Source organism: Paramagnetospirillum caucaseum, assembly GCF_000342045.1.
In the GTDB taxonomy this organism is placed as follows: Bacteria; Pseudomonadota; Alphaproteobacteria; order Rhodospirillales; family Magnetospirillaceae; genus Phaeospirillum; species Phaeospirillum caucaseum.
Window position 1 is genome coordinate 1 of the sequence record NZ_AONQ01000067.1, and the last position, 25,838, is coordinate 25,838.

The following is a 25,838-nucleotide window of genomic DNA, read 5'->3' on the forward strand; positions in this document are numbered from 1 at the left end:
CCTAGAACCGGTAGCCCAAGCCGGCGCCCAGGGTCAGGCCGGAGCCCGGAAGCTCGTCATGGCCGGTCCGGTTGGCGCCGGCCATGCCGCCGACGCTGAAGGACGGGCTGACCTGATGGATCAGGCTGAGCGACATGTTGATGTGGCTGCCGCCATAGGGGTCGGCCAGGGTCAGGGCCGGATGCTGGGAATTGGGGCTGATGCGGCTCAGGTCGGTGCGGTTGACGCCCAGGCTGAGCGAGGCCCAGCTGTCTCCGCCCAGAACGCCGCCGCCCCACGAGGCGGCGATATTGGCGCCGCTGCTGACGCCGTCGCTGCGCAGCGATGAGGACAGCCGGGAGGTGGCGCCGCCATAGGCGACGTAGCCGCCCACCGCCAGGGGGCTGCCCGGCAGGCCGAGGGCCAGGGGGTGGCCCGACAATCCCGCCGACGGCCCGGACAGGGCTCCCGCCGACAGTTTCCCGGAGGAGGCCAGGGGCAGGCGGCTTTCACCCAGGCCGAAGGCCGGCGATTCGGCGCGCACCGCGCCGCCGCCCGGAACCAGTCGCGCGGCGGGGGAGAGTTCCGCCGAATCCGCCGCTCCCGCCGCCCACAGGGGCAGCGCCAGGACGGCGGGCAGGAGAGAGCGGACGAGTGTCATGGCCTGAAACGAAAAAAGGTGTATCGCTTCAGGAAGATATAGGGCGCATGGCGGCCGCGGGGAAGGCCCGGGAAGGCCCGCCCCCTTGATTCTCCGCCGGTGTTGCAGTTTTGCACTGCAGCATCAGGTCAGGGCCCGAGGGGTTTCTCGGCGATCAGCTGGCGAATCTGCGCGCTGCCGCCAGCCGGGGCGACGGTTCCGGCCAGCCAGGGTAGGATGCGGTCCAGGTTTTCCCGCAATTGCCAGGGCGGATTGACCACCAGCAGGCCGCTGCCGTTGAGCTTGAACGGGTCTTCCGCCGGGCGCAGCAGCAACTCGGCGGCCAGGGTTTGCGGCCCGCCTTGGCCGGCGACCTCCCGGTAGAAGGCTTCCACCGGCTCGCGGCCCTTGATGGGGTACCAGGCCAGGGTGATGCCGTTGGGCCACAGCTTGCGGGTACGGTGCAGCGCCGCCAGCAGACGTTCGAATTCGTTCCTGACCTCGAAGGGCGGATCCATCAGAACCAGCCCGCGCCGTTCGGGCGGCGGCAGCAATCCCTTGGCGGCGGTATAGCCGTCCAGGTGGTGGACGCCCACCCGACGATCGCCATGGAAGCGGGACCGCAGCGTCTCCACGTCCTCGGGGTGCAACTCCACCAGGGCCATGCGGTCCTGGGGGCGCATCAGGCCGCGCAGCAATTCGGGCGAGCCGGGATAGCGGCGCAGGGCGCCGCCGGCGTTCCACGACCGCACCACCGCCAGATAGGGCTCCAACTCGGCGGGAGGGTCGGGGGCGTCCAGCACCCGGGCGATGCCGCCCAGGTATTCCCCGGTCTTGTCGGCCTGGGGGGCCTCCAGGTCGTAGGCGCCGATGCCTGCATGGGTGTCTAGCGCGAAGAACGGCGTCTCCTTGCGTTTCAGCCCGGCGACGACCAGTGCCAGGACGGCGTGCTTCATCACATCGGCAAAGTTTCCGGCGTGGTAGGCGTGGCGGTAGTTCATGGTGGGCTCTCTTGGGCGCCGCCCCGGATTCTTGGGCGCTACCCCTGCTTTCTTGAGTGCTGACGGCGCGAGCATAGGGTTCTGCCGGGCGGGCGCAATGGGAAAGTGGGACAAGTCATCCTATAATTAAAATTATTAAAAATAAGGCGGAGTGGGCTGATGCCGGGTCGAGAAGGGAGGCATGTCCTCCTTCCAATGGAATAACTGGTAATACCAACGAATGGTATAGGCGCAGGGAGAGAAGCGGCGGCCGGTATAGAAGGTGAGGTATCGCCATCAACTCTTGTGCCGCAAGGCGATACATCCATTGATGCATGACACATTTTGCTACATCCTTATTCATCCATTTCAAATGAATTTGGTGTAGTGTCCGCATTGGAGCGGCTCCAGAAACGGGGCCGGGGTTGGACTGGCCGGGTAGCTACCCGGTACTCTTCTGGTGCGGGGAATAGTCATGTCGCGTCCTGGGGTTTACTTGTCCGGGGTCGAGCGCACTTTCGGCGCGGACGAAATCATCGTCAGCAAGACCGATACCAAGGGGCGGATCATCTACGCCAACGAGGTGTTCCTGCGGATGGCCGGTTTCGCCGAGGCCGAGATCCTCAATCAGCCGCACAGCATCATCCGCCATCCCGACATGCCGCGCTGCGTCTTCAAGCTGCTGTGGGACACCATCGAGGCCGGCAAGGAAATCTTCGCCTATGTGAAGAACCGCTCGAAGAACGGCGATCATTACTGGGTGCTGGCCCATGTGACGCCCACCTTCGACAAGAGCGGCAAGATCGTCAGCTACCATTCCAACCGCCGCTCGCCCCGGCGGGACGCGGTGGAGAAGGCCGAGGCCCTCTACAAGGAACTGCTCGCCATCGAGAACGGCCACAATGACCGCAAGGCCGGACAGGAAGCCGCCTTCCAGGCGGTGGTCGCCAAACTGCAAGGCGCGGGAGTGCCCTACGATGAATTCGTCTTCTCTCTCTAGGGCCCTGGCCGCCGCCATTCTCGCCGCGGCGCTGTGCGCAATCGGCGCGGTGATCGCGACGACCCGCGGCGCGCTGCTCGATGCCGGGGCCATGGGGCTGGCGGCCGTCGGCGCCCTGGCCGTGCTGTTCTACGTCAACAGGGCGCGGGCCAGCATCGATCGGGCCTGCACCATCCTCGGCGAGGCCGGGACCGGCCGCCTGGACGTGCGCGTCGTCGGCATCGCCGAGGGAGGGACGCTCGGCCAGTTGGACAAGTCGATCAACCGGCTGCTCGACCTGACCGAGGTGTTCACCAAGGAGGCCGACGCCGCCATGGCGCTGACCTCCGAGGGCCGCTACTTCCGCCACATCCTCACCGACGGCCTGGTGGGCGAATTCGCCGACCACGCGCGGCTGATCAACCAGGCGCTCTCCCAGATGGAAAAGCGCGCCCAGGCCTTCAGCGCCGAGGCCACCGGCGTCGGCAACACCATCAAGCACGTGACGGGGGTGGTGGCGGCCACCGCCACCGAGCTGGAGGCCACCGCCCAGCAGATGTCCGACATCGCATCGCAGACCAGCGACCAGTCCACCAAGGTGGCCGGCGCCGCCGAGGACGCCTACACCCATGTGGAGGCGGTGGCGGCGGCGGCCGAGCAGGTGTCGTCCGGCATTCGCGACGTGGCGGCGCGCATCCAGGATTCGGCCCGCATGGCCCAGGAGACGGTGCGGGTCGCCACCGAGACCGACGAGGCCATCAACGGCCTCAACATCGCCGCCCAGAAGATCGGCGAGGTGGTCAACCTGATCACCGAGATCGCCAGCCAGACCAATCTTCTCGCCCTCAACGCCACCATCGAGGCGGCGCGGGCCGGCGAGGCGGGCAAGGGCTTCGCTGTGGTCGCCAACGAGGTCAAGCATCTGGCCAACCAGACGGCACGCGCCACCGACGAGATTTCCAGCCAGATCGACGGCATGCGCCAGGCCACCGGCCAGGCGGTGGACGCGGTGCGCAACATCGCCGGCAAGATCCGCGAGATCAACGATAACGCCACCGGCATCGCCGCCACCACCGAGCAGCAGAGCGCGGCGGTGGCCGAGATGAGCCGCTCCATCCGCACCGTCGCCGCCGACGTCCAGACGGTGGCCGACACCATCGGCGAGGTGGCCTCCACCGCCGGCACCGCCACCGACGCCGCCGGCCAGGTGCTGATCGCCGCCGGCGACCTGGCCAGCCGCACGGTCAGCATGAACGACGACATCGACGCCTTCATCTCGCGGGTGTGCTCGGGCATCAAGGGGGCGTAGGGGGATCAAGGGGCGCGGAGCCCTGGCTTTTCCCTTGCGTGCCGGAAGCGCTTCCGTTAAAGCTACGCTTCCGATGGAGGAAACGATGTTCGTCTGCTTGTCCAGGGCAAACGCAGTCCACGCCCGGGGTTTCGCCCCGATGGCGGCCTTCGTCACTACCAAAACCGGCACCACCAAGACCGCTTGAGCGGGCCGGTTCGTCACGATCACACGAAAAAGGCCCGCGGCAAGCTTCCCGCGGGCCTTTTCGCATCCCGATAAGCGCCAGGGATACCAAGGGCTCTGAAGAACGGAGAGGACAAGATGGGTTACAAGGTTGCTGTGATTGGCGCCACCGGCAATGTGGGCCGGGCGATGCTTCAAATCCTGGCGGATCGCAAGTTTCCGGTGGACGAGGTCGTCGCCCTGGCGTCCGAGCGTTCGGTCGGCCGCGAGGTCTCGTTCGGCGACAACAAGATCCTGAAGTGCAAGGACCTGGCCACCTTCGACTTCAAGGGCATCGATATCGCCCTGTCGTCGCCCGGCGCCAAGGTTTCGGCCCTGCACTCGCCCCGCGCCGCCGCCGCCGGCTGCGTGGTGATCGACAACACCTCGCACTTCCGCATGGACCCCGACGTGCCGCTGGTGGTGCCCGAGGTCAACCCGGAAGCCATCGCCGGCTACACCAAGCGCGGCATCATCGCCAATCCCAATTGCTCGACCATCCAGATGGTGGTGGCCTTAAAGCCCCTGCACGCCCTGGGCAAGATCAAGCGCGTCGTCGTCTCCACCTACCAGTCGGTGTCGGGCGCCGGCAAGGAAGGCATGGACGAGCTCTACGACCAGACCAAGGGCGTGCTGGTCCACGACGCCATCAAGCCGCAGAAGTTCGCCAAGCAGATCGCCTTCAACCTGATCCCGCAGATCGACGTCTTCATGGAAGACGGCTCGACCAAGGAAGAGTGGAAGATGGTGGTGGAGACCCACAAGATTCTCGACCACAACATCGCGGTCAACGCCACCTGCGTGCGCGTGCCGGTGTTCGTCAGCCATTCGGAATCCATCAACGTGGAATTCGAACGCCCGGTCAGCGTCGAGGAGGCCACCGAGGCGTTGCGCAACGCCGAGGGCGTGGTGGTGATCGACACCCGCGAGCCCGGCGGCTACATCACCCCGCTGGAGACCTCGGGCGAGGACCCGGTCTATGTCAGCCGCATCCGCAAGGACCCCACCGTCAAGAACGGCCTGTCCTTCTGGTGCGTCGCCGACAACCTGCGCAAGGGCGCGGCCCTCAACGCCGTGCAGATCGCCGAGGTGCTGATCCGCGATTACCTGAAGAAGTAGTCGCAGGGTGCGGCCGGGACGGCCGCGCTCCGGGATCGGTTCGGAGCGCGGGCATCCTGCCCGCATGGCGAAGCGAAACGGAACGAACGGCCACCCCCGCAGGGTGGCCGTTTGCCGTTTGGGGCCGGGCGGTTTATCCTGGTCCCATGAATGACCCCGCCACCCCGCCGCTGGAAATCCGCATCGAGGGCCTGACCAAGGCGTTCGACGGCCATCAGGTGCTGCGCGGCGTCGATCTCGACATCCATGCCGGGGCCTTTGTCGCGGTGGTGGGGGGATCGGGCTGCGGCAAGAGCGTGCTGCTCAACCATGTCCTCGGCCTGATGCAGCCCGACGGCGGACGGGTGCTGGTCGCCGATCCCGAACGCTCCGACGGGACGCTGCTCGACCTTGCCGCCCTGGACGCCGACCGCATGGCCGACATCCACGTCCATTGGGGCGTGGTGTTCCAGCGCAACGCCCTGTTCTCCGGCACCGTGCTGGACAATATCGGCCTGTGGCTGGACGAGATCGGCCATCTGGGCGAGGGCGACATCGAGGCGACGGCGCGCCGGGTGCTGGCGGCGGTGGGGCTGCCCGGCACGCCGGATTTCCTCGCCGGGCGGGTAGAGGCCCTGTCGGGCGGCATGGCCAAGCGCATCGCCATCGCCCGCGCCCTGGCCATGGAGCCGCGCTGCATGTTCTTCGACGAGCCGACCACCGGCCTCGATCCGGTCACCGCCTCGCAGATCCAGGACCTGCTGCTGTCCACCCATGTGGACGACCGCGACGGGCGGGCGCGCACCACCGTCGTGGTGACCCACGACAAGGACCTGCTGTACCGGCTGCGTCCCCGGGTGGTGATGCTGCACGACGGAAGGGTGTCGTTCGACGGGCCGTTCGAAGATTTCGAGTCCTCGGACTCGCCGATCATCCGTCCCTATTTCGACCTGATGCCGGCGCTGCACCAGCGGGCCGATGCCTGATGTCGGCCCATCTGCCGACGCTGCGCCAGCTGCGCTATCTGGTCGCCCTGGCCGAGCACCGCCATTTCGGCCGCGCCGCCGAGGCCTGCTTCGCCACCCAGAGCACCCTGTCGGCCGGACTGCAGGAACTGGAAAGCCTGCTGGGCGCCACCCTGGTGGAGCGCACCAAGCGCAAGGTGCTGATGACGCCGCTGGGCGACGAGGTGGCGGCCCGGGCCCGCGACCTGCTGCGCGGCGCCGAGGACATCGCCGATCTGGTCCGCGCCCATGGCAAGCCGCTCAGCGGCAGCCTGCGCCTGGGGGTGATCCCCACCATCGCCCCCTTCCTGCTGCCGCGCGCCCTGCCCGGCCTGCGCCAGCTTTATCCCGACCTGAAGCTGGCCCTGCGCGAGGATTTGACCGCCCGGCTGCTGGAGCGTCTGGTCAACGGCGATCTGGACGCGGCGGTGCTCGCCCTGCCCTACGAGGCCGCCGAGGTGGAGATGGAGGCGCTGTTCACCGATCCCTTCGTGCTGGCCTGCCCGCCCGGCCATCCCCTGGCGGCGCTGGACCCGGTCGGCGGCGCCGATCTGGCCGGGGCGGACCTGCTGCTGCTGGAAGAGGGGCATTGCCTGCGCGACCACGCCCTGGCCGCCTGCGCCCTGCCGGCGCCCCGGCGGGGCGAGGGCATGCTGGGCACCTCGCTCGGCACCCTGGTGCAGATGGTCGCCTCGGGCATGGGGGTGACCCTGCTGCCCCGGCTGGCGGTGGAGGCGGGAATCCTGATGGGCACCGATCTGGTCACCCGGCCCCTGGCCGGCGGCGGCTCACGCCTGCTGGGCCTGGCCTGGCGCAAGTCCAGCGCCAGGAAGGATGAATTCCGGCTGTTGGGCAAGGCGCTGTTCGGGGGGTGAAGGCGGCCGAGAGGGCTGGACGCCAAGTCCCCAGGGGACTTGGCTCGGCCCAAGGGGCCGCGCCGCTTATGCGGCGGGAGCCAAGGGGCGCGGAGGCGCCCCGCCCGGCAATTGAGGGGCCTGAAGAACTAGTCGAACAGGCTGGAGACCGAGCGTTCCTCGCTGATGCGCGAGATGGATTCGGCCATCAGCGGCGCGATGGTGACCTGACGGATGTTGCGGGCCATCTTCACCGCCTCGGTGGCGGGGATGGAATCGGTGATCACCAGTTCTTCCAGCGGCGAGGCGGTGACGCGGGCCACCGCGCCGCCCGACAGCACGCCGTGGGTGACGAAGGCGGCCACCGACACGGCCCCGGCCTTCATCAGCGCCTCGGCGGCGTTGCACAGCGTGCCGGCGGAATCGACGATGTCGTCGACCATGATGCAGCGGCGGCCACGCACGTCGCCGATGATGTTCATCACCTCGGAAACGCCGGCCTTTTCGCGGCGCTTGTCGATGATGGCCAGATCGGCGTCGATGCGGCTGGCGATGGCGCGGGCGCGCACCACGCCGCCCACATCGGGCGACACCACCATGACGTCGTCGCCCTGGTAGCGGGCGCGGATGTCGTTGGTGAACACCGGGGCGGCATAGAGGTTGTCCAGCGGAATGTCGAAGAAGCCCTGGATCTGGCCCGAATGGAGGTCCAGCGTCACCACGCGGTCGGCGCCGGCGGTGGTGATCAGGTTGGCCACCAGCTTGGCCGAGATGGGCGAGCGCGGGCTGGACTTGCGGTCCTGGCGGGCATAGCCGAAATAGGGGATCACCGCCGTGACGCGCCGGGCCGAGCCGCGCCGCAGCGCGTCCAGGGTGACCAGCAGTTCCATCAGGTTGTCGTTGGCGGGGTAGCAGGTGGACTGGATGACGAAGACGTCCTCGCCACGAACGTTCTCGTGGATCTCGACGAACACCTCGTTGTCCGAGAACCGGCGGATCACCGCCTTGGTGATGGACATGGTGAGATATTCGGCGATCGCTTCCGCGAGGGGCCGGTTGCTGTTGCAGGCGAGGATTTTCATGATGGATACCGCCGGGTTAGCGCGCCGCTGCGCTGACGTGAAACCGGCACCCGTATATCAGCCGGAACCCCGTTCTGTAAACTGGAGCCTATGACCGGCCCATCATTTCTGTGGTATGGCGGCTATGATGTCGGCGATACCCTCGGCGCCGCCCGCCGCGATGTCGCCGGCCAGCGCCCCCCAGGGGCCGGACAGGCGGCCCTTGGGCAGGGCGCCCTGCTGGGCGGCCTTGCCAAGTTCCTCGCCGGTCCTGGCGTCCAGGACGATCCAGGTGACGTCCAGCACCTCCTCGCCGGGGCGGCCGGGGACCAGGGCGACGCGGCCCCGCACCGCCAGTTCGGCCTCCGCCCCGCCCAGCCTGAGCCCCAGGCGCTGCAGGGCGCGGCCCAGGGCCTTGGGCAGGGCGCTGTCGCCGTCGCCCGGCAGCCCGGCCACCGGCTCCAGCCGCACCCCGGGCACCCGCGGCGGGGCGGCGGCGGTTTCCGCCGTTTCGCCATGCAGGACGGCGGCGTAGCGGGCCACCACCTCGTCGGCCAGCCGGTCGATGGTGGCCGGCCCCGCCTTGTCCCATAAGGCGGCGGGCAGGGTCTGGAGGAATTCGCCCGGCGTCTCGCCGTCCGGGACGATCAGGCGCCAGCGCAGGGTCTTGGCGGCGATTGTGGTCTCGGTCTCGGCGGCCAGCACCCAGCTGCCGCTCACCGCGCTGCGGCTCGAGGCGGGGATATCCTGGTCCATCAGGCGCTTGACGATGGCCCGGCTCAGGGCGGCGGCGCTGGGGCTGTCGTCGGGCAGCCGCACCACCACGCCGCGCGGCCCCGGCGGGGCCATCGCCGCGTTGATGCCGTCATGGCGGAAGGGCTGGGGAAGATCGCCGCAGGCGCCGAGGCCCGAAAGCGTCATCCCAAGGAGCAACGCGGCGAGGCATCTCATCCTGGCCAGATGCACGAGAATTTCCCGAAACCTTCCCGGCGGAGGTCCCTCGCCATGCTCGGGATGACAGTGATGCCGCCTCATCGGTCCAGCATGATCACCGAGATCTGCCGGCCGTAATCGGCCTCGGCGCGCTGCGTGGCGCGGCGATAGCTGAAGAAGCGGGCCTCATCGCGCAGGGTGTCGGCGGGAACGCGGGTGACCTCGTGCACGCCGAGCCTGGACAGCTTGCGCGAGATGTAGCCCGGCAGGTCGAACAGGTGATGGCCGGGCCGGGTGGGCGAAGGGGCGAAGAAGTCGGCGTTCTCGCCGGCCTCGGCCAGGAAGGGGGCGGGGAATTCCGGTCCCACCTCGTAATTGCGGTGACCGATGCACGGGCCGATGGCGGCGACGATCTTGGGTTTCCTCGCCCCCATCTCCACCATGGCCGCCACCGTGTTCTCCAGCACGCCGCCCAGGGCGCCCTTCCAGCCGGCATGGGCGGCACCGATGATTCCCGACTTGCCGTCGGCGAACAGCACCGGGGCGCAATCGGCGGTGAGGATGCCGAGCGCGATGCCCGGCCGGTCGGTGACCATGGCGTCGGCCTTGGGGGCATTGCCCACCTCCCACAGCTCGTCCACCACCACCACGTCGCTGGAATGGGTCTGGTAGAGGGTGACCAGCGCCTCTTCCGGCAGGTCGAGCTGGGCCATGGCGCGGCGGCGGTTTTCCTTCACCGCCTCCGGCTTGTCGGACGAGCCCGGTCCGCAATTGAGCGAGGCGTAGAGGCCTTCCGATACGCCGCCTTCCCGCGTGAAGAAGCCGTGGCGGATGCGGACGAACTCGTTGAGGGCCGACAGGGTGATCATTCAGCGGGTTCCAGGCCGGGAGGGACGGGCAGAAGGGGACTGGCAAGCGCCATCACCTTGAACAGGGTGCCCATTTCGGCGGGATCGATCAAGCGCCGTGCGCCGCTGGCCAGATGGGCGGCCTGTTCCGGGGTGGCGTTGCCCATCAGCATGCGGGCCCGCTCCTCCAGCCCCAGACGGGCGAGAAAGCGGCCCTGCGGCACCGGCCCGTGGACGGCGGCAAGCCCCGACGCCGCCTCGGCCAGGGCCTGGAAATCCACATGGGCGGTGATGTCGGCATGGCCCGGCCGGGACAGCACCGGATGGTGCTTGTGGGCCTCCGGATGGTGCTTGTGGGCCTTCAGGGCCTGCAGGCTGTCGCCGGCGGCGCTCTTTCCGTAGCCGTAATCGATGATCAGGGCGGCGCCGCCCTGGTTGACCAGACGCCGGGCGATGGATCGGGCCAGTTCGCGGCCCAGGGGACAGAACTCGGCCAGGGCGCCGTCGGGGGCGGACAGCACGGCGGGGGCCAGCGGCGGGTCGGCCACCACCGGGCCGGCGGCGAAGACCAGATCGCCATTCCCGTCCAAGTCCACCACGCGCTCGCGCCACGCGCCGCCTTCCTTTTCCAGCTGGCGGATGGGCAGGGCGTCGAACAGCTCGTTGGCCAGCAGCAGCAGCGGCCCGTCGGGCAGTTCGTCGAAGCGTTGGTGCCAGGTGACCGGCTTGCCGTCCAGGGCCTGGGCCTGGCGGTTGCGCAGGGAGGGGCTGGTCTCGATCAGATGGACGTCGAGGGCCTGGGCGAAGGGCGGCAGGGCGGACGCCGCGCGCAGCAGATCGGCCATCAGGGTGCCGCGTCCCGGCCCGATCTCGGCCAGCACCACGCGGCCGGGCGACCCCATGCTCTGCCACACCAGGGCGCACCACAGGCCGAGCAACTCGCCAAATATCTGGCTGATCTCGGGCGAGGTGGTGAAGTCGCCGTTCATGCCGAACGGGTCGCGGCCCATGTAATAGCCGTGCTCGGGATGCCCCAAGGCCTCGGCCATGAACTCCGAGACCGGGATCGGTCCGGTGGCGCGGATGCGGTCGGCGAGGAGATGGGCCAGCCTCATCCGGCCGCCTTGCCCACGGGACCGCGCCGCCATGCCCAGGCCAGCATGGCGAGACCGACCAGCACCTGGGGAAGGGACAGCAACTGGCCCATGGTGGCGCCGCCCCACAGGAAGCCCAGATGGGCGTCGGGCTGGCGGAAGAACTCGGCGGTGATGCGCCCCAGCCCATAGCCGGCCAGGAACACGCCCGAAAGGGCGCCGGCCCGATAGCGGATGTCGGTCAGCTTCCACAGGCCGAACAGGATCAGGAACAGCAGCGCGCCTTCCAGCCCGGCCTCGTAGAGCTGGCTGGGATGGCGCGGCAGCGGCCCGCCGCCGGGAAACACCATGGCCCACTCGGCGTCGGGGGCGACGCGGCCGAACAGCTCGCCGTTGACGAAATTGGCCAGCCGGCCGAAGAACAGGCCGATGGGCACGGCGCAGCAGATGACGTCGCCCACCTGGAACAGGTTGCGCTTCCGGAAGCGCGCGAAGGCGATGATGCCGATGATCACCCCCAGGGCGCCGCCGTGGAACGACATGCCGCCCTGCCAGACCATGGGAATCTCCAGCGGGTTCTGGAGATAGTACATGGGCTTGTAGAACAGCACGTAACCCAGCCGCCCGCCCAGCACCACGCCCATGGTGGCCCAGACCAGGAAGTCGTCGACCTCGATCTCGGTCATGGCGCCCGGCGGGCGCGCCACCAGGAACTTGACGTAGCGCCAGCCCAGCATCAGCCCGGCGATGTAGGCCAGGGCGTACCAGCGGATGGCGAACGGCCCCAATTGCAGGGCGATGGGGTCGATGTGGGGATAGGCGAGCGCGAAGGTCATCAGCGGTAGGCATCCCCGGAGGCCAGGAAGCGCTTGACGTACTGCTCGACGCCGTCCTCCAGCGAGGTGAAGGGCTTGGTGTAGCCGGCGCGGGCCAGGCGCTCCATCTTGGCCTGGGTGAAATACTGGTACTTGTCGCGGATCTCGATGGGGGTGTCGCGGAACTTGATCTGCGGCTCGCGGCCCACGGCGCGGTAGACGGCGTTGGCCAGGTCGAGGAACGAGCGCGCTTTGCCGGTGCCGACGTTGAACAGGCCGCTGACCTTGGGGTTCTCCACCAGCCACATGATCACGTCCACCACGTCGCCGACCCAGATGAAGTCGCGCAGTTGGCCGCCGTCCGGGTATTTGGGATTGTGCGACCTGAACAGCTGGTAGGCGGCGTTCTTCTCGGCGTGGGGATAGACCTGGGCCACCACGCTCTGCTGGTTGCCCTTGTGGTACTCGTTGGGGCCGTAGACGTTGAAGAACTTGAGCCCGGCCCATTGCGGCGGCTTGCGCGACCCGGCCAAGACCTTGCGCGCCACCCGGCGGTCGAACAGGTGCTTGGACCAGCCATAGGCGTTGAGCGGCCTCAGATGGGCCAGATGCTCCATGGACCCGTCGTCGTCGAAGCCCTGGGCGCCGTCGCCGTAGGTGGCCGCCGACGAGGCGTAGATAAAGCGCACGTTGTGCACGGCGCACCACTTCCACAGCGCCAGCGACAGCGAGAAGTTGTTGGCGAGGATCTTGTCGGCGTCGGTCTCGGTGGTGGCCGAGATGGCGCCCATGTGGATCACCACCTCCATGTGCTTGGCATTGGCTTCCAGGAACTGGAAGATCTGCTCGGGATGGACGATGTCGGCCAGTTCGCGCTTGGCGATGTTGTGCCATTTGGTGCCCGAGCGCAGGCGGTCGCAGACCACCAGCTTGCCCGCCCCCTTCTCCTCGAGGGCCGCCAGGATGTTGGAACCGATGAAGCCGGCTCCGCCGGTGACGAGGATCATGGGGCGCTCCGCCAGTGGAAATGGTCCGCGACTCTTATAGGCCGGGACGTACGCCCCCGCAAGTTACCGTCTGATCCTCATCTTCATGCGTTCGGCCGCATCGACCAGTCCGGCGCGGGTGCCGGGCTCCATGGCCGAGTGGCCGGCGTCGGCGACGATGCGCAGGTCGCAAGCCCCCCAGGCGCGGGCCAGGTCGTCGGCCGAGTTGGGCGGGCAGACCATGTCGTAGCGGCCCTGGACGATGATGGCCGGCAGGTGGCGGATGCGCCCCAGTTCATCGAGCAGCTGGTTGGGGCGCAGGAAACCGCCATGAGCCATGTAATGGGCCTCGATGCGGGCCAGGGCCAGGGAAGAGGGGCCGTCGGACTCGCCGCCCTCGTCGCGGGGCAGCAGGCGGGCGCAGGCCTCCTCGTAGCCGCACCAGGTGCGGGCGGCGGGCATGTGGATGACGGGGTCGGGATGATTGAGCCGCCGCAGATAGGCCTCCAGCGGCTGGTCGCGCTCGGCCTCGGGAAGGAAGGTGACGAAGCGGCGGTGGGCCTCGGGAAAGAAACGCCCCATGCCGGTCATGAACCATTCCACCTCGGCGGGGCGGAACAGGAAGATTCCCCGCATGATGAAGCCGGTGCAGCGTTCGGGATAGGCCTCGCCGTAGGCCAGGGCCAGGGTGCTGCCCCACGAGCCGCCGAACAGCAGCCAGCGCTCCACTCCCAGGTGATGGCGCAGCATTTCCAGATCGGCGACCAGATGGGCGGTGGTGTTGGCCTCCACCGAGGCATGGGGGCGCGAGCGGCCCGACCCGCGCTGGTCGAACAGCACGATGCGCCAGAACGAGGGATCGAAGAAGCGGCGGTAGGTGGGCGCGGTTCCCGCCCCCGGCCCGCCGTGGACGAACACCGCCGCCGGGCCGTCGGGATTGCCCGACACTTCCCAATAGAGGTCGTGGCCGTCGCCCACCGGCAGGAAACCGGAGGCGTGGGCCTCGAACGGCGGAAACATCTCCATGGGCGCTCCTTGTTGTTCTTCCCTCCAATATGGCATGGGCTCCGCCATCCGGCGAGAGCTTGACGTCGCAGGGCGCCTCGGCCTACACCCGCGCTCATGAGAGTGGATGACTTCGACTTCGACCTGCCGCGCGAGATGATCGCCGAACGTCCCGCCACGCCGCGGGATGCATCGCGGCTGCTCCATGTGCCGGCTTCGGGCGGCCTGGCCGACCTGGGGGTGCGCGACCTGCCCGCCCTGCTGGCGCCCGGCGACATCCTGGTATTCAACGACACGCGGGTGATTCCCGCCCGGCTGGCCGGCCGCCGGGGGCTGGCCGGAATCGAGGTGACGCTGCACCAGCGCACCGGCCTTGCCCGGTGGAAGGCCTTCGCCCGCCCCGCCAAGAAGCTGAAGCCCGGCGACCGGGTGGACTTCGCCGAGGGCTTTTCGGCCCAGGTGGCGGAGAAGGGCGAGATGGGCGAGGTGATTCTGGATTTCGACCGGGCGGGCGAGGACCTGATGCTGGCCCTGGAGGCATTCGGCAAGCTGCCGCTGCCGCCCTATATCCGCCAGGGCGAGGCCGACGAGCGCGATACCGGCGACTACCAGACGGTCTTCGCCCGCGAGAAGGGGGCGGTGGCCGCCCCCACCGCCGGGCTGCACTTCACCCCCGACCTGCTGGCCGCCCTGGAGGCGCGGGGCGTCAAGCGCGCCACAATCACCCTGCATGTGGGGGCCGGCACCTTCCTGCCGGTCAAGGTCGACGACACCGACGACCACCGCATGCATCAGGAGATCGGGGTGGTGACGCCGGAAGCCGCCGCCGCCGTCAACGCGGCGCGGGCGGCGGGCGGCCGGGTGGTGGCGGTGGGAACCACCTCGCTCCGCCTGCTGGAAAGCGCCGCCGATCCCCTGGGCACGCTGCAGCCCTTCGACGACGCCACCGACATCTTCATCACCCCCGGCCATTCCTTCCGGCTGGCCGACATGCTGCTGACTAATTTCCACCTGCCGCGCTCGACCCTGTTCATGCTGGTCTCGGCCTTTTCCGGCCTGGAGCGCATGAGGGCGGCCTACGAGCATGCCAAGGCTGCGGGTTACCGCTTCTACTCCTATGGCGATTGCTGCCTGCTGGAACGGACACCGACATGACCGAATTCTCCTTCGAACTCCTGGCCACCGACGGCGCCGCCCGGCGGGGCCGCGTGCACACCGCCCACGGCGCCATCGACACCCCGGCCTTCATGCCGGTGGGCACGGCGGGCACGGTCAAGGCCATGATGCCCGCCTCGGTGGCCGCCACCGGCGCCCAGATCGTGCTGGGCAACACCTATCACCTGATGCTGCGCCCCGGGGCCGAGCGGGTGGCGCGTCTGGGCGGGCTGCACAAATTCATGAACTGGCCGGGGCCGATCCTCACCGATTCCGGCGGCTTCCAGGTGATGAGCCTGGCCAAGCTGCGGAAGATGGACGCCGACGGCGTCACCTTCCAGTCGCACCACGACGGCTCGAAACATCGGCTGACCCCGGAAAGCTCCATGGAAATCCAGCGGCTGCTCGACGCCGACATCACCATGGCCTTCGACGAGTGCACGCCCTTTCCCGCCACCCACGGGCAGGCGGAAGAGAGCATGCGTCTCTCCATGCGCTGGGCGCGGCGCTCCAAGGAAGCCTTCGTGGCACGCGACGGCTACGGCCTGTTCGGCATCGTCCAGGGCGGCGTGTACCCCGACCTGCGGGCCGAATCCGCCAAGGCCCTGCTGGAGATCGGTTTCGAAGGCTATGCGGTGGGCGGGCTGGCGGTGGGCGAGGGGCAGGACGCCATGTTCTCGACGCTGGACGTCACCACCCCGCTGCTGCCCGGCGACAAGCCGCGCTACCTGATGGGGGTGGGGCGGCCGTCGGACATCATCGGCGCGGTGGGACGCGGCATCGACATGTTCGACTGCGTCATGCCGACCCGCTCGGGCCGCACCGCCCAGGCCTTCACCCGGCGCGGCACCGTCAACCTGCGCAACGCGCGGCACCAGGACGATCCCCGGCCGCTGGAGGAGGACTGCCCCTGCCCGGCCTGCCGCGACCACAGCCGGGCCTATCTCCACCACCTGATCCGCTCGGAGGAGATCCTGGGGCCGATGCTGCTGACCTGGCACAATATCCAGGCCTACCAGACCCTGATGGCCGGCTTGCGCTCGGCAATCGCCGAGGGGCGCTTCACCCGGTTCGCGGCGGAAGCCGCCGCGCTGGAAGAGATGGGGGATATCCCGCCGCCATGAGCGGCCACCTCGCCTACGCCCTGGCCTGGCTGGCCTTCGGCCTGTCCCACAGCGGGCTGGCCGGACGGAATCTCGCCGGGCGGCGCTGGTCGAGGATTGTATACAACATCATCGCCGTCGCCGCCTTCCTGGCGGTGGGGAGCATCGGAACCTGGGCACTGGGCGGCGAGGCGGCCTTCGACCTGCCGGTCTGGGCGCGGGGGCTGCTGGCGGCGGTGCATCTGTCCGGCTGGGCGGTGATGCTGTGGTCGGCGCGCTATTACGATCTTGGCCGCCTGGGGGGCTTGAGCCAACTGCGCCACCCGGACCGGCCCGAGGACGAGGGTTTGCGCCGGGACGGTCCCCATGCCTGGGTGCGCCACCCCCTTTATGCCGGGGCCTTCCTGATCCTGTGGGGGGCGGCACTGTCGCCGCTGGGCCTCGCCACCGCCGTCTGGGGCAGCCTCTATCTGCTGGCCGGAACCTGGTGCGAGGAACGCCGCCTGCTGGCCCGCTACGGCGAGGAATACACCGCCTACCGGGCCGGGGTGCCGGCCTTCATCCCGTGGCGGGGGCGGTCGAAGCTCAGCGCTTGACGCCGCAGGCCTTGTCGGCGGCGGACAGTGCATCGGAGAAGCCCGACAGCGGAAAGGCGGCGGCGATGTCGGCGCCCTTGGCCGGGTTGGCGCGCAGGGTGGCTTCCTTGCCCTTCTGCAGGGACGCGACGATGGCCTTGTCGGCCTTGGCATCGTCGGCCCAGGCGCGGTCGCCCTTGGTGAACAGCGAGTGCTTCATGGCCCCCACCTGCAGTTCGACCTTGGACTCCTTCCTGAAGCCGTAGACGCCGTTGATGCTGACCTCGTCCATGCCCTTGGCGCCGGGGCGGTGGGTGACGATCAGGTAGGTGGTGGTGGGCTTGCCCTTCTCGCCGCCGGTGACCTTGCCGGCGGTGGCCGCCAGGTAGCAGACCTTGGCGCTGCCTTCGGTGTAGGCGAAGCTTTCCCATTCACCGAACTTGCCCAGGCGCTTGGTGGTGTCGGCGGCGAAAGCCGTGCCGGTCGAGACGAGCAGGGCGGCGGCGATGACGAGCGGGCGGGCGATCATGGGCGGAATTCCTCGGGTAAGCTCTGGAGTCTTAATAGCCGCCAAAGGCGGGGATGGGAATCGAAAAGGGCCCGGCCTTGCGGCCGAGCCCTTTCCGGTCTGTGTCGGTCCGCCGGTTAGGGCAGGACGATCTCCACGCGGCGGTTCTGCGGCTCGCGCACGCCGTCGGGGGTCTGGACCATGGGGGCGGACTTGCCCTTGGCGACCACGACGATCTGGCCGGCCGGGATGCCCAGCTGCTCCAGCTGCGCCTTGACGGCGGCACCGCGCTTCTCGGACAGGGCCTGATTGTACTTGGCGCTGCCCGACAGGTCGGTATGGGCCGACAGGTCGATACGGGCCGAGCCGGCCGACTTGGCGGCACCGGCGGCCTGCTGCAGGACGCGGGCGGCCTCGGGGGTGATCTGCGCCTTGTCGAAGTCGAAGAACACGATGTAGTTCTTCTGCACCTGGGCCATGGGCTTGGGCGCCGGGGCCGGAGCGACGGCGGCGGCGGGAACCACGGCCGGAGCCGGGGCGGCCTTGGGGGCGTTGAACTTGTAGACGAAGCCGAGCAGCACGCCGTGGTCGCGGTATTCCGAGTCCAGCTTGGTGCCGGCGGTGGCCTTGGTCTCGTAGTCCAGGGTGGCGAAGTAGCGGTACTGGGCCTTCAGCTCGACATTGTCGGTGAGGTCATAGCCCACGCCGGCGAAGCCCTGATAGGCGAACTGCCAGTCGCTGCCGTTGTAGACCTCGGCACCGCTCTTCTTGACCTTGCCGGCATCCACATGGGCGGCACCGATACCCAGGCCGACGAAGGGATGCCACTTGGACTGGGGCAGGAACTCGTAGACGCCGTTGATCATCGGGGCCAGGGCGGTGGTCTCGCCGCTGCCGGTGACGCCGCCGACCTTCTCGACGCCGCTGGAACGGTAGGACAGCTCGCCTTCCACGCGCCACTGGCCGAAGCCGTAGCCGACCACGCCCTGGGTCAGCCAGCCCACGTCGGACTCGGACTTGAGGCCGGAAACACCGCTGTTCTTGGAATCCTGCAGGAACTGGGCGCCGGCATCGAGGCCGACATACCACTGGGCCTGGGCGGCCACCGGGGCCAGGGAGCCGGCGACGACGGCGGCGGCGAGGAGCGTCTTGATGCTGCGCATGGGTCTGAACCTTCCCGTGAGGGTGCGAGACGTTGAAAATCTGTCCCCATATGTACAATTGCTACCGCGCCGCGGCAAGGCGGGGCGCCGCGCCGCCACACGATCCCGCCGCCCTGTTGCTGAAAAGCCACAGTGTTACGCGGAGGGGGACGCCGTTTCGCCGGGAGCGGGAACAGGGGCAGCGGCCTCGGCCTGGGCCTTGAGGCGGCGGAACGAGCGCAGGCTGAACGGGATCATGCCCAGGTACAAGGTGCCGAGCCCCGAGAGGGTCAGCCACGGTTCGGTGACCAGGAAGGCGGCGGCCAGGCCGATGATCAGCAGGATGGGCAGCACCCAGCGATGGGGCACCCGCACCTTCTTGAACGAGAAGGTGGGGATCTTGCTGACCATCAGGAACGACACGCCCATCAGGAACACCGCCACCACCGCCGGCTGGTCGAAGAAGCCGCCGCCGAACTGGATGGTGAAGACCAACGGCATCAGCACCAGGCCAGCCGCCGCCGGGGCGGGGACCCCGGTGAAGAAGTTGTAGGCGTAGGGCGGCAGATCGGGTTCGCCAAGCATGGTGTTGAAGCGGGCGAGGCGCAGCGCGCAGCACACCGAGAACAGCAGCACCAGGGCCCAGCCGAAGCCCCCGGCGCCCTGCATGGTCCAGAAATACAGCACCATGGCCGGCGCCACGCCGAAGCTGACGAAATCGGAGAGCGAATCCAGCTCGGCGCCGAACTTGGACGTTCCCTGCAGCAGGCGGGCGACGCGGCCGTCCAGTCCGTCGAGGATGGCGGCCAGCACGGTGGAGATCACCGCCTCCTTCCACATGCCGTGGACGGCGAAGCGGATGGCGGTCAACCCGGCGCACAACGCCAGCAACGTCAGGATGTTGGGGATCAGCTTGTTGATCGACAACCCTCGGATGCGGGGCGGGCGCTTCGGGCGGAACATCAGCGGATTTCCCCCTGGCGCGCCGCCTCGGTTGAATCCAGGTCGGCCAGCACCGTCTCGCCGGCGATGATGCTCTGGCCCAGGCTGACCAGCGGCGCGACGCCTTCCGGCAGGTAGACGTCGACGCGCGAGCCGAAACGGATCAGACCGAAACGCTGGCCGGCGCGCACCTCCTGGCCGTCCTTCAGGTCGCACTTGATACGGCGCGCCACCAGGCCGGCGATCTGCACGAAGGCGATCTCGCGGCCGTCGGCGCGGCTCATGCGCACGCTCATGCGTTCGTTGTCGGCGCTGGCCTTGTCCAGGGAGGCGTCGAGGAACTTGCCGGGGCGGTACGAGCACTTGACGATGGTGCCGTCCACCGGACAGCGGTTGATGTGCACCGAGAACACGCTCATGAACACCGAGACCCGCATGCGCGGCTCGTCGCCCATGTCCAACTCGGGCGGCGGGGCCACCATGCCGACCATCTGCACCACGCCGTCGGCGGGGCTGATCACCAGGCCGTCGCGGGTGGGAGTGACCCGGTCGGGGTCGCGGAAGAACCAGGCGCACCAGCAGGTCAGCAGCGCGCCCGCCCAGCCCAGCGGCCCCCAGATCTGGCCCAGCAGCAGGGCTCCCAGCGCGAACAGCCCGACGAACGGCCAGCCCTCGCGGTTGATGGGAAACCAGAGATACTTGGTCAAGGAAATCTGTTGAGCCTGCACTCTATCCACCTCTCGGAAACACCGCCCCTTTTGGATTTTCATCCCGGTCGGCGGCATGATACTAGTGTGGAGGAATTGAAGTTCCTACCATGAATTTTGTCGAGGATCGGGCGGCATCGGCATGTCCAAGTCGAATGCGTTTTCTGTGGGTGGCCTCAGCTTGCCGCTGGATATCGACGCGGTTCTCGAGGAGGCGGAGGCCCCGCCCCTGACGCTGGGCAGCAATCCGGTGGCTTTCGACTTCGGCTTCCGCTTCGTCCGCTTCGCCGCCCGGCTGGAGCAGGTGGGCGGCGGGGTCCAGCTCAAGCTGGTGGGCGACATGGGCCCCATGCCGTTCTCGGCCGAATCGCCCGCCGCCCGCTCCGGGCTGGCCCGCATCGTCGATGCCGGAAATGCCGTACTGGGGGCCGGAACCTTCCGCATCAATCAGGGCCGCATCCTGCTGGGCGGCGAGGCGGGCGTTCCCACCCCGGTGGCCGCCGTCGGGCTGGTCTCGGCGGTGACGCGCTTCCTGGCGCCGGCCATTCCCTACATGGAGCTGATCTCCATGTATGTCCGCCCGCCCTTGGCCCCCGCCCGTCCGGGCGAAAGCGCCGTGCAACCCCAATGGCGGAAGACCAAGGCCCGGGGCCGCTAAAGCGATTGGCATCACGCTTCAGGAGCGCGCCCCGGGCCGACACCCGGGCAGGCTACTGGGCGGTGAACTGCTTCTCCACGTCCTTGATCAGGTCGATGCCCTGAATCATCTCGCTCATCATGAAGTCGGCCCGCTTGATGGGGCCGCCGGAATTGGGCCGCGGGAACATCTTGGCGAACGAGCTCATCTTCACGGTCAGGCCGCACAGGGCGGCGCCGATGGTGACGTGGTAGCGCTCGATCATCCCCTTCACCGAGCGGAACTCCTCCTGCGAGATGTTCTCCCACATCTCGCGGGTGCGCTTGTCGAACACCTCGAGCCGGCCCGAGATCGAGGCCGAGATCGAGTTGACCACCTCCTCGATCATGTCGCAGGTCTTCATCAGGTTGACGTTCTGCTTCAGCTGGAAGTGGGTGCGGATGGGAGCCAGCGCCTGGACGCAGGCGGTGAAATAGGGCTCCAGCCGGTCGAGGCAGTGGCGGAAATACGAAAGCGACATGAAGGTGTCGCCGTAATCCTCGAGGAAGCGCGGCACATCGAAGATATCGATGTTGAGGCTCTGCGCCATGGTCTCCAGACGCTGGCGGGCCTTCTTGATGTCGGGGTCGCGGAACAGCTTCAGCAGGTCGTCGTAGCTGTTGATCTGCACATCCTCGCCCGAATAGATCATCTTCATCAGCGGGCGGGTGAACATGATCATGTAGCGGGTCAGCTCGGCCGCCTTCTCCGGCGACAGCTTCAAGGCCGCGTAGTCGTTCACCGGGATGCCGTGCTCGCGCAAGCTGATGCGCAAGGAATAGACGTCGTAGCTGGGCAGCAGCGCCAGGCGGCGCAGGATGCCGAGATCGGGGTGGATCTGCTCGGTCGGCCAGCCGAACATGGCCGGCAGCGATTCCACGTCCACCTGCCCCGACCCGGTCTGCACGTCGGAGAACAGCTCGACCGCGCTGCGCAGCCGCACGTTCTTGATCAGCTTGGCGCTCTGCAGGGCGGGCGTCTGGAGCGGGATGATCGACAGCGGCAGCACGAACATGGAATCCATGTCGCTGTCATTGATAGGTTTCAGTCCGTCTTCGTCGTTCATACCACTCTCGGCCCCCAACCCGAGGGCTCATTGTGCCTGCTTTGCCGCCGATCGCAATGGGGAACATGCGCCCAATTCCGTCAGATTGCGTCAGTTACATGCGGATTTGGTGATATTTGTGGTGTATCCTCTTGCCCGATGCGTCGTTTCCGCGGAGGAAAGCTGCCGTGCCTGCCAGAATGCCTATCCGGTCCGTCTTAGTCGCGGCCGCGCTGCTCTGCCTGGGGGCGGGGCTGGCGGCGGCGCAGGATATCCGCTTCTTCCAGATCGGTACCGGCCCGACGGGGGAGACCCGCTTCGCCTTCGGCGGCCTGATCGCCAACGCCATCAGCAACCCGCCCGGCTCGCGCGAGTGCGACAAGGGCGGCTCGTGCGGGGTGCCGGGCATGGTGGCGGTGGCCAAGTCCACCGGCGGCGCCATCGCCAATATCGACGCCATCGCGGCGAAACGGCTCGACGCCGCCCTGGTCCAGGCCGACATCGCCTATTGGGCCTATCACGGCACCGGTATCTACAAGGGCAAGGGCGCGGTGCAGAACCTGCGGGCCATTGCCATGCTCTACCCGGAAAGCCTGCATCTGGTGGCGCGCAAGGAGGCCAGGATCGCCACGGTCAAGGACTTGAAGGGCAAGCGGGTGTCGCTGGGCGACAAGGATTCGGGCGAACTGGTCCACGGCCGCCTGCTGCTGGCCGCCTTCGGCATGAACGAAAGCCAGATCAAGCAGAGCTTCCTCAAACCCGGCCCCGCCGCCGATGCCATCGCCGCCGGCCAGTTGGACGCCATGCTGGTGGTGGACGGCCTGCCGGTGCCGATCATCGCCGAACTGGCCCAGCGGACCGATATCGTGCTGGTGCCGCTGGCCGGACCGGAAGTGGACAGGATGCGGGCCACCTATCCCTTCTTCTCCGCCTCCGCCATCCCCGCCGACACCTATGCCGGCATCAGCGCCGACGCGAAGACCCTGGACGTGGGCGTGGTGCTGGTCACCGGCGCCGAGCGGCCCAACGAACTGATCTACGGCGTCACCCGCGCCCTGTGGCACCCCAGCACCCAGAAGCTGCTGACCGAAAGCCATCCGCGCGGCAAGCTGGTCAACCTGTCGGCCGCCGGCCTGGACAAGCTGGGCATCCAGCTGCACGGCGGCGCCTCGGCCTATTATTTCGACGCCGGCGTGACTCACTGATTTGCCCTCACCGGGCACACGTACTATCTTGGCCCCCATGAGCGAGACCCCCGCCCCCACGCCCTATCGCGTCCTGGCCCGCAAGTACCGGCCAACCGACTTCGCCGGCCTGATCGGGCAGGAAGCCATGGTCCGCACCCTGTCCAACGCCATCCGCACCGGGCGTCTCGCCCACGCCTTCGTGCTGACCGGCGTGCGCGGCGTGGGCAAGACCACCACCGCCCGCATCATCGCCCGCGCGCTCAACTGCGTCGGCCCGGACGGCAAGGGCGGCCCGACCATCGACCCTTGCGGCACCTGCGAGCATTGCCGCGCCATCGCCGAGGACCGCCACGTCGACATCCTGGAGATGGACGCCGCCAGCCGCACCGGCGTCAACGATATCCGCGAGATCATCGAAGGCGTGCGCTACCGCCCCACCTCGGCGCGCTTCAAGGTCTACATCATCGACGAGGTCCACATGCTGTCCACGGCGGCGTTCAACGCGCTGCTGAAGACGCTGGAGGAGCCGCCGGAGCACGTGAAATTCGTGTTCGCCACCACAGAGATCCGCAAGATCCCGGTCACCGTGCTGTCGCGCTGCCAGCGCTTCGACCTGCGCCGGGTGGAGATGGAGGTGCTGGCCAGACACTTCGAGGGCATCGCCGCCAAGGAACAGGCCGAGATCGATCCGGCGGCGCTGAAGCTGATCGCGCGGGCCGCCGACGGCTCGGTGCGCGACGGGCTGTCGCTGCTGGACCAGGCCATCAGCCACGGGGCCGGCGCGGTGTCCGAGGCCCAGGTGCGCGACATGCTGGGCCTGGCCGACCGCGCCCGCGTCTTCGACCTGCTGGACGCCGTGATGAAGGGCGAGGTCGCCGCCGCCCTGGACCAGATCACCGCCCAGTACGCCGCCGGTGCCGACCCGGCGGTGGTGCTGCAGGACATGCTGGAACTGACCCACTGGCTGACCCGCCTGAAAGTGACCCCCGACGCCGCCGACCAGCTGGGCGCCTCGGAGACCGAGCGGGTCAAGGGCGCCGAGATGGCCGGAACCCTGTCGCTCGCCGCGCTCACCCGCGCCTGGCAGATGCTGCTGAAGGGCCTGGGCGAGACCAGGAACGCCCCCAATCCGCTGCAGGCCGCCGAGATGGCGGTGGTGCGCCTGGCCTATGCCGCCGAACTGCCCACCCCGGCCGAATTGGTCGAGCAATTGCGCGTCAATCCCCCGCCGCCGCCCGCCCCGCGCGGTCCCGGCGGCGGCGGCGGCGGGTTTTCCGGTGGCGGCGGCGCCGATGCCGTGTCCGGCCATCATGTGGGCGGCGGCCCGGTGCACGGCCCCGCCACCGCGCTGAAGCTCGAACCCGCCCCGGTCGCCCGGACGGTGGCGCTGCCCGCCATGCCCGCCGATTTCGCCGCCGTGGTGGCGCTGTTCTCCGAACGGCGCGAAGGCCTGATCGCCGTGCAGTTGCGGACCCAGGTCAATCCGGTATCCTTCGCCCCCGGCCGCATCGAATGGCGCCAGGGCGGCGCCGCCGGCTCCGACCTCGCCCCCAAGGTGGCGCGGATGCTGTCGGAATGGACCGGGCGGCGCTGGACGGTGTCGGTCAATTCCACCGACCCGGCCCAGCCCACCCTGGCCGAGCAGGAGGCATCGGCCGAATTGCGCCGCCGCGCCGACGCCGCCGAGCACCCGCTGGTCAAGGCGGTCCTGGCCGCCTTTCCCGGCGCCACCATCGAGGCGGTGCGCGACCTCGGCGCCGAGGACCTGCCCGAGCCCCCGCCGCCCGAGGACCCGGAGGCCGTCCCCGACGATGAATTGATCCCTGGAGAGGAAGATCTATGAAGAACCTCGGCAACCTGATGAAACAGGCCCAGCAGATGCAGGCCAAGATGGGCGAGATGCAGGCCAAGATGGCCGAGATGGAGGTCACCGGCTCATCCGGGGCCGGCATGCTGCAGGTGACGCTCAACGGCAAGTACGAACTGAAAAAGGTGAAGATCGACCCGTCCCTGGTCGATCCCAGCGACGTCGAGGTGCTGGAGGATTTGCTGCTGGCCGCCTTCAACGACGCCAAGACCAAGGCCGAGACCGCCATGGCCGACGAGATGGCCAAGATGACCGGCGGGCTGAACCTGCCGCCCGGCTTCAAGCTGCCGTTCTGATCCCGGCATAGTTCCGCCCCCGCAATGGTCGGTCCCGAGATCGAACGCCTGATCCAACTCCTTTCGCGGTTGCCGGGACTGGGGCCGCGCTCGGCGCGGCGTGCCGCCCTGCGGCTAGTGGAAAAGCGCGAAGCCCTGCTGATCCCCCTCGGCCAGGCCATGGCCGAGGCCGCCGCCAAGGTGCGGACCTGCTCTACTTGCGGTAATTTCGACACCATCGACCCCTGCGCCGTCTGCGCCGACCCCCGCCGCGACCCCGCGCTGCTCTGCGTGGTCGAGGACGTGGCCGGCCTGTGGGCCATGGAACGCACCGGCAGCTTCAGGGGCCGCTATGCCGTGCTGGGCGGATTGCTGTCGGCGCTGGACGGCATCGGGCCGGAGGACCTGGGCATCGAATCCCTGGTGGCCCGCGCCCACGCCCCCGCCATCACCGAGGTGATCCTCGCCACCCCGGCCACGGTGGAGGGCCAGACCACCGCCCATTACGTCGCCGAGCGCCTCGCCGGATGCGGCGTCACCGTCTCGGGCCTCGCCCACGGCGTGCCGGTGGGCGGCGAACTCGACCACCTGGACGACGGCACCATCACCGCGGCGCTCCGGGCGCGGCGGGTGTTCTGAGCCCCCATGCGGGCAAGATGCCCGCACTCCAACATGCCGCGGAGCGCGGCCGTCCCGGCCGCAGACCGGCGGAGAGCCTACCCCGCCGCCCTGGCGTCTGCGATCCATTTCACCATGGCCGGATGGGCCATGATGGCGTCGCAATAGGCGCTTGCCACCGGCCCCACCGGGAGGCTGTAGGTGCGGAGGCGGGTGACCACCGGCGCGTACATGGCGTCGGCGTTGGTG

General features: G+C 68.6%; 27 protein-coding genes. 13 read left to right on the plus strand and 14 right to left on the minus strand.

All coding sequences use genetic code 11. The features are described from left to right. Position 1: 1 nt before the first annotated feature. Together H261_RS18385 and H261_RS18390 are read right to left on the minus strand one after the other, a co-directional pair. Positions 2-640, minus strand: coding sequence for a hypothetical protein (locus tag H261_RS18385; RefSeq protein ID WP_008620511.1), 639 nt, complete (start codon positions 638-640; stop codon positions 2-4). 128 nt (positions 641-768) lie between these two features. Beyond that, positions 769-1,620, minus strand: coding sequence for a 23S rRNA (adenine(2030)-N(6))-methyltransferase RlmJ (locus H261_RS18390; RefSeq protein WP_008620512.1), 852 nt, complete (start codon positions 1,618-1,620; stop codon positions 769-771). A 454-nt stretch (positions 1,621-2,074) separates the two neighbouring features. On the opposite strand from H261_RS18390, the gene H261_RS18395 reads away from it, so the two are divergent. The 5 genes from H261_RS18395 (at position 2,075) to H261_RS18415 (ending at position 7,068) form a co-directional block, all read left to right on the plus strand. After that, positions 2,075-2,599, plus strand: coding sequence for a PAS domain-containing protein (locus H261_RS18395; RefSeq protein WP_008620513.1), 525 nt, complete (start codon positions 2,075-2,077; stop codon positions 2,597-2,599). Then, positions 2,577-3,887 (plus strand): methyl-accepting chemotaxis protein, encoded by a 1,311-nt coding sequence (locus H261_RS18400; protein ID WP_040476849.1) that lies wholly within the window; start codon positions 2,577-2,579, stop codon positions 3,885-3,887. The genes H261_RS18395 and H261_RS18400 overlap by 23 nt, the downstream gene beginning before the upstream one ends. 303 nt (positions 3,888-4,190) lie before the next feature. Beyond that, the gene (locus H261_RS18405) at positions 4,191-5,210 is read left to right on the plus strand and encodes an aspartate-semialdehyde dehydrogenase (RefSeq protein ID WP_008620515.1); all 1,020 of its coding nucleotides are present in this window, start codon (positions 4,191-4,193) and stop codon (positions 5,208-5,210) included. A 146-nt stretch (positions 5,211-5,356) separates the two neighbouring features. Further along, positions 5,357-6,175, plus strand: coding sequence for an ABC transporter ATP-binding protein (locus tag H261_RS18410; protein WP_008620516.1), 819 nt, complete (start codon positions 5,357-5,359; stop codon positions 6,173-6,175). After that, positions 6,175-7,068, plus strand: a complete 894-nt coding sequence (locus H261_RS18415) for a hydrogen peroxide-inducible genes activator (protein ID WP_008620518.1) — start codon at positions 6,175-6,177, stop codon at positions 7,066-7,068. The genes H261_RS18410 and H261_RS18415 overlap by 1 nt, the downstream gene beginning before the upstream one ends. A 128-nt stretch (positions 7,069-7,196) precedes the next feature. Here H261_RS18415 and H261_RS18420 read toward each other — a convergent pair whose 3' ends face one another. From H261_RS18420 to pip, 7 genes are all read right to left on the minus strand, one after another. Further along, complete coding sequence (locus H261_RS18420) at positions 7,197-8,129, minus strand: ribose-phosphate pyrophosphokinase (RefSeq protein ID WP_008620519.1); 933 nt, start codon at positions 8,127-8,129, stop codon at positions 7,197-7,199. Positions 8,130-8,231: 102 nt separating this feature from the next. Continuing rightward, positions 8,232-9,029, minus strand: a complete 798-nt coding sequence (locus tag H261_RS18425) for a hypothetical protein (RefSeq protein WP_008620521.1) — start codon at positions 9,027-9,029, stop codon at positions 8,232-8,234. Between the two features lie 110 nt (positions 9,030-9,139). Then, positions 9,140-9,910, minus strand: coding sequence for a peptidoglycan editing factor PgeF (gene pgeF, locus H261_RS18430; protein ID WP_008620525.1), 771 nt, complete (start codon positions 9,908-9,910; stop codon positions 9,140-9,142). Further along, the gene (locus H261_RS18435; protein ID WP_008620527.1) at positions 9,907-11,004 is read right to left on the minus strand and encodes a class I SAM-dependent methyltransferase; all 1,098 of its coding nucleotides are present in this window, start codon (positions 11,002-11,004) and stop codon (positions 9,907-9,909) included. The genes pgeF and H261_RS18435 overlap by 4 nt, the downstream gene beginning before the upstream one ends. Continuing rightward, on the minus strand, positions 11,001-11,819 hold the full coding sequence (gene lgt / locus H261_RS18440) for a prolipoprotein diacylglyceryl transferase (protein WP_008620528.1): 819 nt from the start codon (positions 11,817-11,819) through the stop codon (positions 11,001-11,003). The genes H261_RS18435 and lgt overlap by 4 nt, the downstream gene beginning before the upstream one ends. After that, positions 11,819-12,805: an ADP-glyceromanno-heptose 6-epimerase gene (gene rfaD / locus H261_RS18445; RefSeq protein WP_008620529.1), complete on the minus strand. Its 987-nt coding sequence runs from the start codon at positions 12,803-12,805 to the stop codon at positions 11,819-11,821. Before rfaD ends, lgt begins: the two co-directional genes overlap by 1 nt. A gap of 63 nt (positions 12,806-12,868) precedes the next feature. Further along, complete coding sequence (gene pip / locus H261_RS18450) at positions 12,869-13,810, minus strand: prolyl aminopeptidase (protein ID WP_008620530.1); 942 nt, start codon at positions 13,808-13,810, stop codon at positions 12,869-12,871. A gap of 96 nt (positions 13,811-13,906) precedes the next feature. Between pip and queA the strand changes: the two genes are divergently transcribed. Genes queA through H261_RS18465 form a run of 3 tightly spaced genes read left to right on the plus strand, consistent with a single transcriptional unit; the run spans position 13,907 to position 16,643 of the window. Then, the gene (queA, locus tag H261_RS18455) at positions 13,907-14,944 is read left to right on the plus strand and encodes a tRNA preQ1(34) S-adenosylmethionine ribosyltransferase-isomerase QueA (RefSeq protein WP_040476850.1); all 1,038 of its coding nucleotides are present in this window, start codon (positions 13,907-13,909) and stop codon (positions 14,942-14,944) included. After that, complete coding sequence (gene tgt / locus H261_RS18460; RefSeq protein ID WP_008620540.1) at positions 14,941-16,068, plus strand: tRNA guanosine(34) transglycosylase Tgt; 1,128 nt, start codon at positions 14,941-14,943, stop codon at positions 16,066-16,068. The genes queA and tgt overlap by 4 nt, the downstream gene beginning before the upstream one ends. After that, complete coding sequence (locus H261_RS18465) at positions 16,065-16,643, plus strand: methyltransferase family protein (protein WP_008620541.1); 579 nt, start codon at positions 16,065-16,067, stop codon at positions 16,641-16,643. The genes tgt and H261_RS18465 overlap by 4 nt, the downstream gene beginning before the upstream one ends. Here the strand turns inward: H261_RS18465 and H261_RS18470 are convergent. From H261_RS18470 to H261_RS18485, 4 genes are all read right to left on the minus strand, one after another. Beyond that, a complete protein-coding gene (locus H261_RS18470; RefSeq protein ID WP_008620542.1) occupies positions 16,633-17,151 on the minus strand; it encodes an invasion associated locus B family protein in 519 nt (172 codons plus the stop codon). The genes H261_RS18465 and H261_RS18470 overlap by 11 nt on opposite strands. Before the next feature lie 116 nt (positions 17,152-17,267). Beyond that, entirely contained in the window at positions 17,268-18,293 is a 1,026-nt protein-coding gene (locus tag H261_RS18475) for an OmpA family protein (protein ID WP_008620543.1), read from the minus strand. Positions 18,294-18,428: 135 nt separating this feature from the next. Beyond that, positions 18,429-19,235: a CDP-diacylglycerol--serine O-phosphatidyltransferase gene (gene pssA, locus H261_RS18480; protein WP_008620546.1), complete on the minus strand. Its 807-nt coding sequence runs from the start codon at positions 19,233-19,235 to the stop codon at positions 18,429-18,431. Continuing rightward, positions 19,235-19,984, minus strand: coding sequence for a phosphatidylserine decarboxylase (locus H261_RS18485; protein WP_085988779.1), 750 nt, complete (start codon positions 19,982-19,984; stop codon positions 19,235-19,237). The genes pssA and H261_RS18485 overlap by 1 nt, the downstream gene beginning before the upstream one ends. Before the next feature lie 79 nt (positions 19,985-20,063). Between H261_RS18485 and H261_RS18490 the strand changes: the two genes are divergently transcribed. Beyond that, positions 20,064-20,579 (plus strand): hypothetical protein, encoded by a 516-nt coding sequence (locus H261_RS18490; RefSeq protein ID WP_008620550.1) that lies wholly within the window; start codon positions 20,064-20,066, stop codon positions 20,577-20,579. Between the two features lie 52 nt (positions 20,580-20,631). On the opposite strand, the gene H261_RS18495 is transcribed toward H261_RS18490, so the two are convergent. Then, positions 20,632-21,663, minus strand: coding sequence for a hypothetical protein (locus tag H261_RS18495; protein WP_008620553.1), 1,032 nt, complete (start codon positions 21,661-21,663; stop codon positions 20,632-20,634). 167 nt (positions 21,664-21,830) lie between these two features. On the opposite strand from H261_RS18495, the gene H261_RS18500 reads away from it, so the two are divergent. The 4 genes from H261_RS18500 to recR are packed head-to-tail and all read left to right on the plus strand — an operon-like array spanning position 21,831 to position 25,610. Next, the gene (locus tag H261_RS18500) at positions 21,831-22,847 is read left to right on the plus strand and encodes a TAXI family TRAP transporter solute-binding subunit (protein ID WP_200860274.1); all 1,017 of its coding nucleotides are present in this window, start codon (positions 21,831-21,833) and stop codon (positions 22,845-22,847) included. 37 nt (positions 22,848-22,884) lie between these two features. After that, the gene (locus H261_RS18505) at positions 22,885-24,672 is read left to right on the plus strand and encodes a DNA polymerase III subunit gamma/tau (RefSeq protein WP_008620562.1); all 1,788 of its coding nucleotides are present in this window, start codon (positions 22,885-22,887) and stop codon (positions 24,670-24,672) included. Next, positions 24,669-24,992 carry a YbaB/EbfC family nucleoid-associated protein gene (locus H261_RS18510; RefSeq protein ID WP_008620567.1) on the plus strand — a complete coding sequence of 108 codons (324 nt, stop codon included), beginning with the start codon at positions 24,669-24,671 and terminating at the stop codon, positions 24,990-24,992. Before H261_RS18505 ends, H261_RS18510 begins: the two co-directional genes overlap by 4 nt. A 24-nt stretch (positions 24,993-25,016) precedes the next feature. Then, positions 25,017-25,610 (plus strand): recombination mediator RecR, encoded by a 594-nt coding sequence (gene recR, locus H261_RS18515; protein ID WP_008620569.1) that lies wholly within the window; start codon positions 25,017-25,019, stop codon positions 25,608-25,610. Positions 25,611-25,838: the final 228 nt, after the last annotated feature.

Bases quoted from the DNA above. Each gene is read 5' to 3' on its own strand.
- H261_RS18465 (WP_008620541.1), top strand. From the start codon at position 16,065: ATGAGCGGCCACCTCGCCTACGCCCTGGCCTGGCTGGCCTTCGGCCTG.
- H261_RS18420 (WP_008620519.1), bottom strand. From the start codon at position 8,129: ATGAAAATCCTCGCCTGCAACAGCAACCGGCCCCTCGCGGAAGCGATC.
- lgt (WP_008620528.1), bottom strand. From the start codon at position 11,819: ATGACCTTCGCGCTCGCCTATCCCCACATCGACCCCATCGCCCTGCAA.
- H261_RS18415 (WP_008620518.1), top strand. From the start codon at position 6,175: ATGTCGGCCCATCTGCCGACGCTGCGCCAGCTGCGCTATCTGGTCGCC.
- H261_RS18410 (WP_008620516.1), top strand. From the start codon at position 5,357: ATGAATGACCCCGCCACCCCGCCGCTGGAAATCCGCATCGAGGGCCTG.
- tgt (WP_008620540.1), top strand. From the start codon at position 14,941: ATGACCGAATTCTCCTTCGAACTCCTGGCCACCGACGGCGCCGCCCGG.
- H261_RS18435 (WP_008620527.1), bottom strand. From the start codon at position 11,004: ATGAGGCTGGCCCATCTCCTCGCCGACCGCATCCGCGCCACCGGACCG.
- H261_RS18510 (WP_008620567.1), top strand. From the start codon at position 24,669: ATGAAGAACCTCGGCAACCTGATGAAACAGGCCCAGCAGATGCAGGCC.
- H261_RS18490 (WP_008620550.1), top strand. From the start codon at position 20,064: ATGTCCAAGTCGAATGCGTTTTCTGTGGGTGGCCTCAGCTTGCCGCTG.
- H261_RS18485 (WP_085988779.1), bottom strand. From the start codon at position 19,984: ATGAAAATCCAAAAGGGGCGGTGTTTCCGAGAGGTGGATAGAGTGCAG.
- queA (WP_040476850.1), top strand. From the start codon at position 13,907: ATGAGAGTGGATGACTTCGACTTCGACCTGCCGCGCGAGATGATCGCC.
- H261_RS18405 (WP_008620515.1), top strand. From the start codon at position 4,191: ATGGGTTACAAGGTTGCTGTGATTGGCGCCACCGGCAATGTGGGCCGG.
- rfaD (WP_008620529.1), bottom strand. From the start codon at position 12,805: ATGATCCTCGTCACCGGCGGAGCCGGCTTCATCGGTTCCAACATCCTG.
- H261_RS18400 (WP_040476849.1), top strand. From the start codon at position 2,577: ATGAATTCGTCTTCTCTCTCTAGGGCCCTGGCCGCCGCCATTCTCGCC.
- H261_RS18425 (WP_008620521.1), bottom strand. From the start codon at position 9,029: ATGACGCTTTCGGGCCTCGGCGCCTGCGGCGATCTTCCCCAGCCCTTC.
- H261_RS18390 (WP_008620512.1), bottom strand. From the start codon at position 1,620: ATGAACTACCGCCACGCCTACCACGCCGGAAACTTTGCCGATGTGATG.
- pgeF (WP_008620525.1), bottom strand. From the start codon at position 9,910: ATGATCACCCTGTCGGCCCTCAACGAGTTCGTCCGCATCCGCCACGGC.
- H261_RS18475 (WP_008620543.1), bottom strand. From the start codon at position 18,293: ATGCGCAGCATCAAGACGCTCCTCGCCGCCGCCGTCGTCGCCGGCTCC.
- H261_RS18505 (WP_008620562.1), top strand. From the start codon at position 22,885: ATGAGCGAGACCCCCGCCCCCACGCCCTATCGCGTCCTGGCCCGCAAG.
- pssA (WP_008620546.1), bottom strand. From the start codon at position 19,235: ATGTTCCGCCCGAAGCGCCCGCCCCGCATCCGAGGGTTGTCGATCAAC.
- H261_RS18470 (WP_008620542.1), bottom strand. From the start codon at position 17,151: ATGATCGCCCGCCCGCTCGTCATCGCCGCCGCCCTGCTCGTCTCGACC.
- H261_RS18385 (WP_008620511.1), bottom strand. From the start codon at position 640: ATGACACTCGTCCGCTCTCTCCTGCCCGCCGTCCTGGCGCTGCCCCTG.
- pip (WP_008620530.1), bottom strand. From the start codon at position 13,810: ATGGAGATGTTTCCGCCGTTCGAGGCCCACGCCTCCGGTTTCCTGCCG.
- H261_RS18495 (WP_008620553.1), bottom strand. From the start codon at position 21,663: ATGAACGACGAAGACGGACTGAAACCTATCAATGACAGCGACATGGAT.
- H261_RS18395 (WP_008620513.1), top strand. From the start codon at position 2,075: ATGTCGCGTCCTGGGGTTTACTTGTCCGGGGTCGAGCGCACTTTCGGC.
- recR (WP_008620569.1), top strand. From the start codon at position 25,017: ATGGTCGGTCCCGAGATCGAACGCCTGATCCAACTCCTTTCGCGGTTG.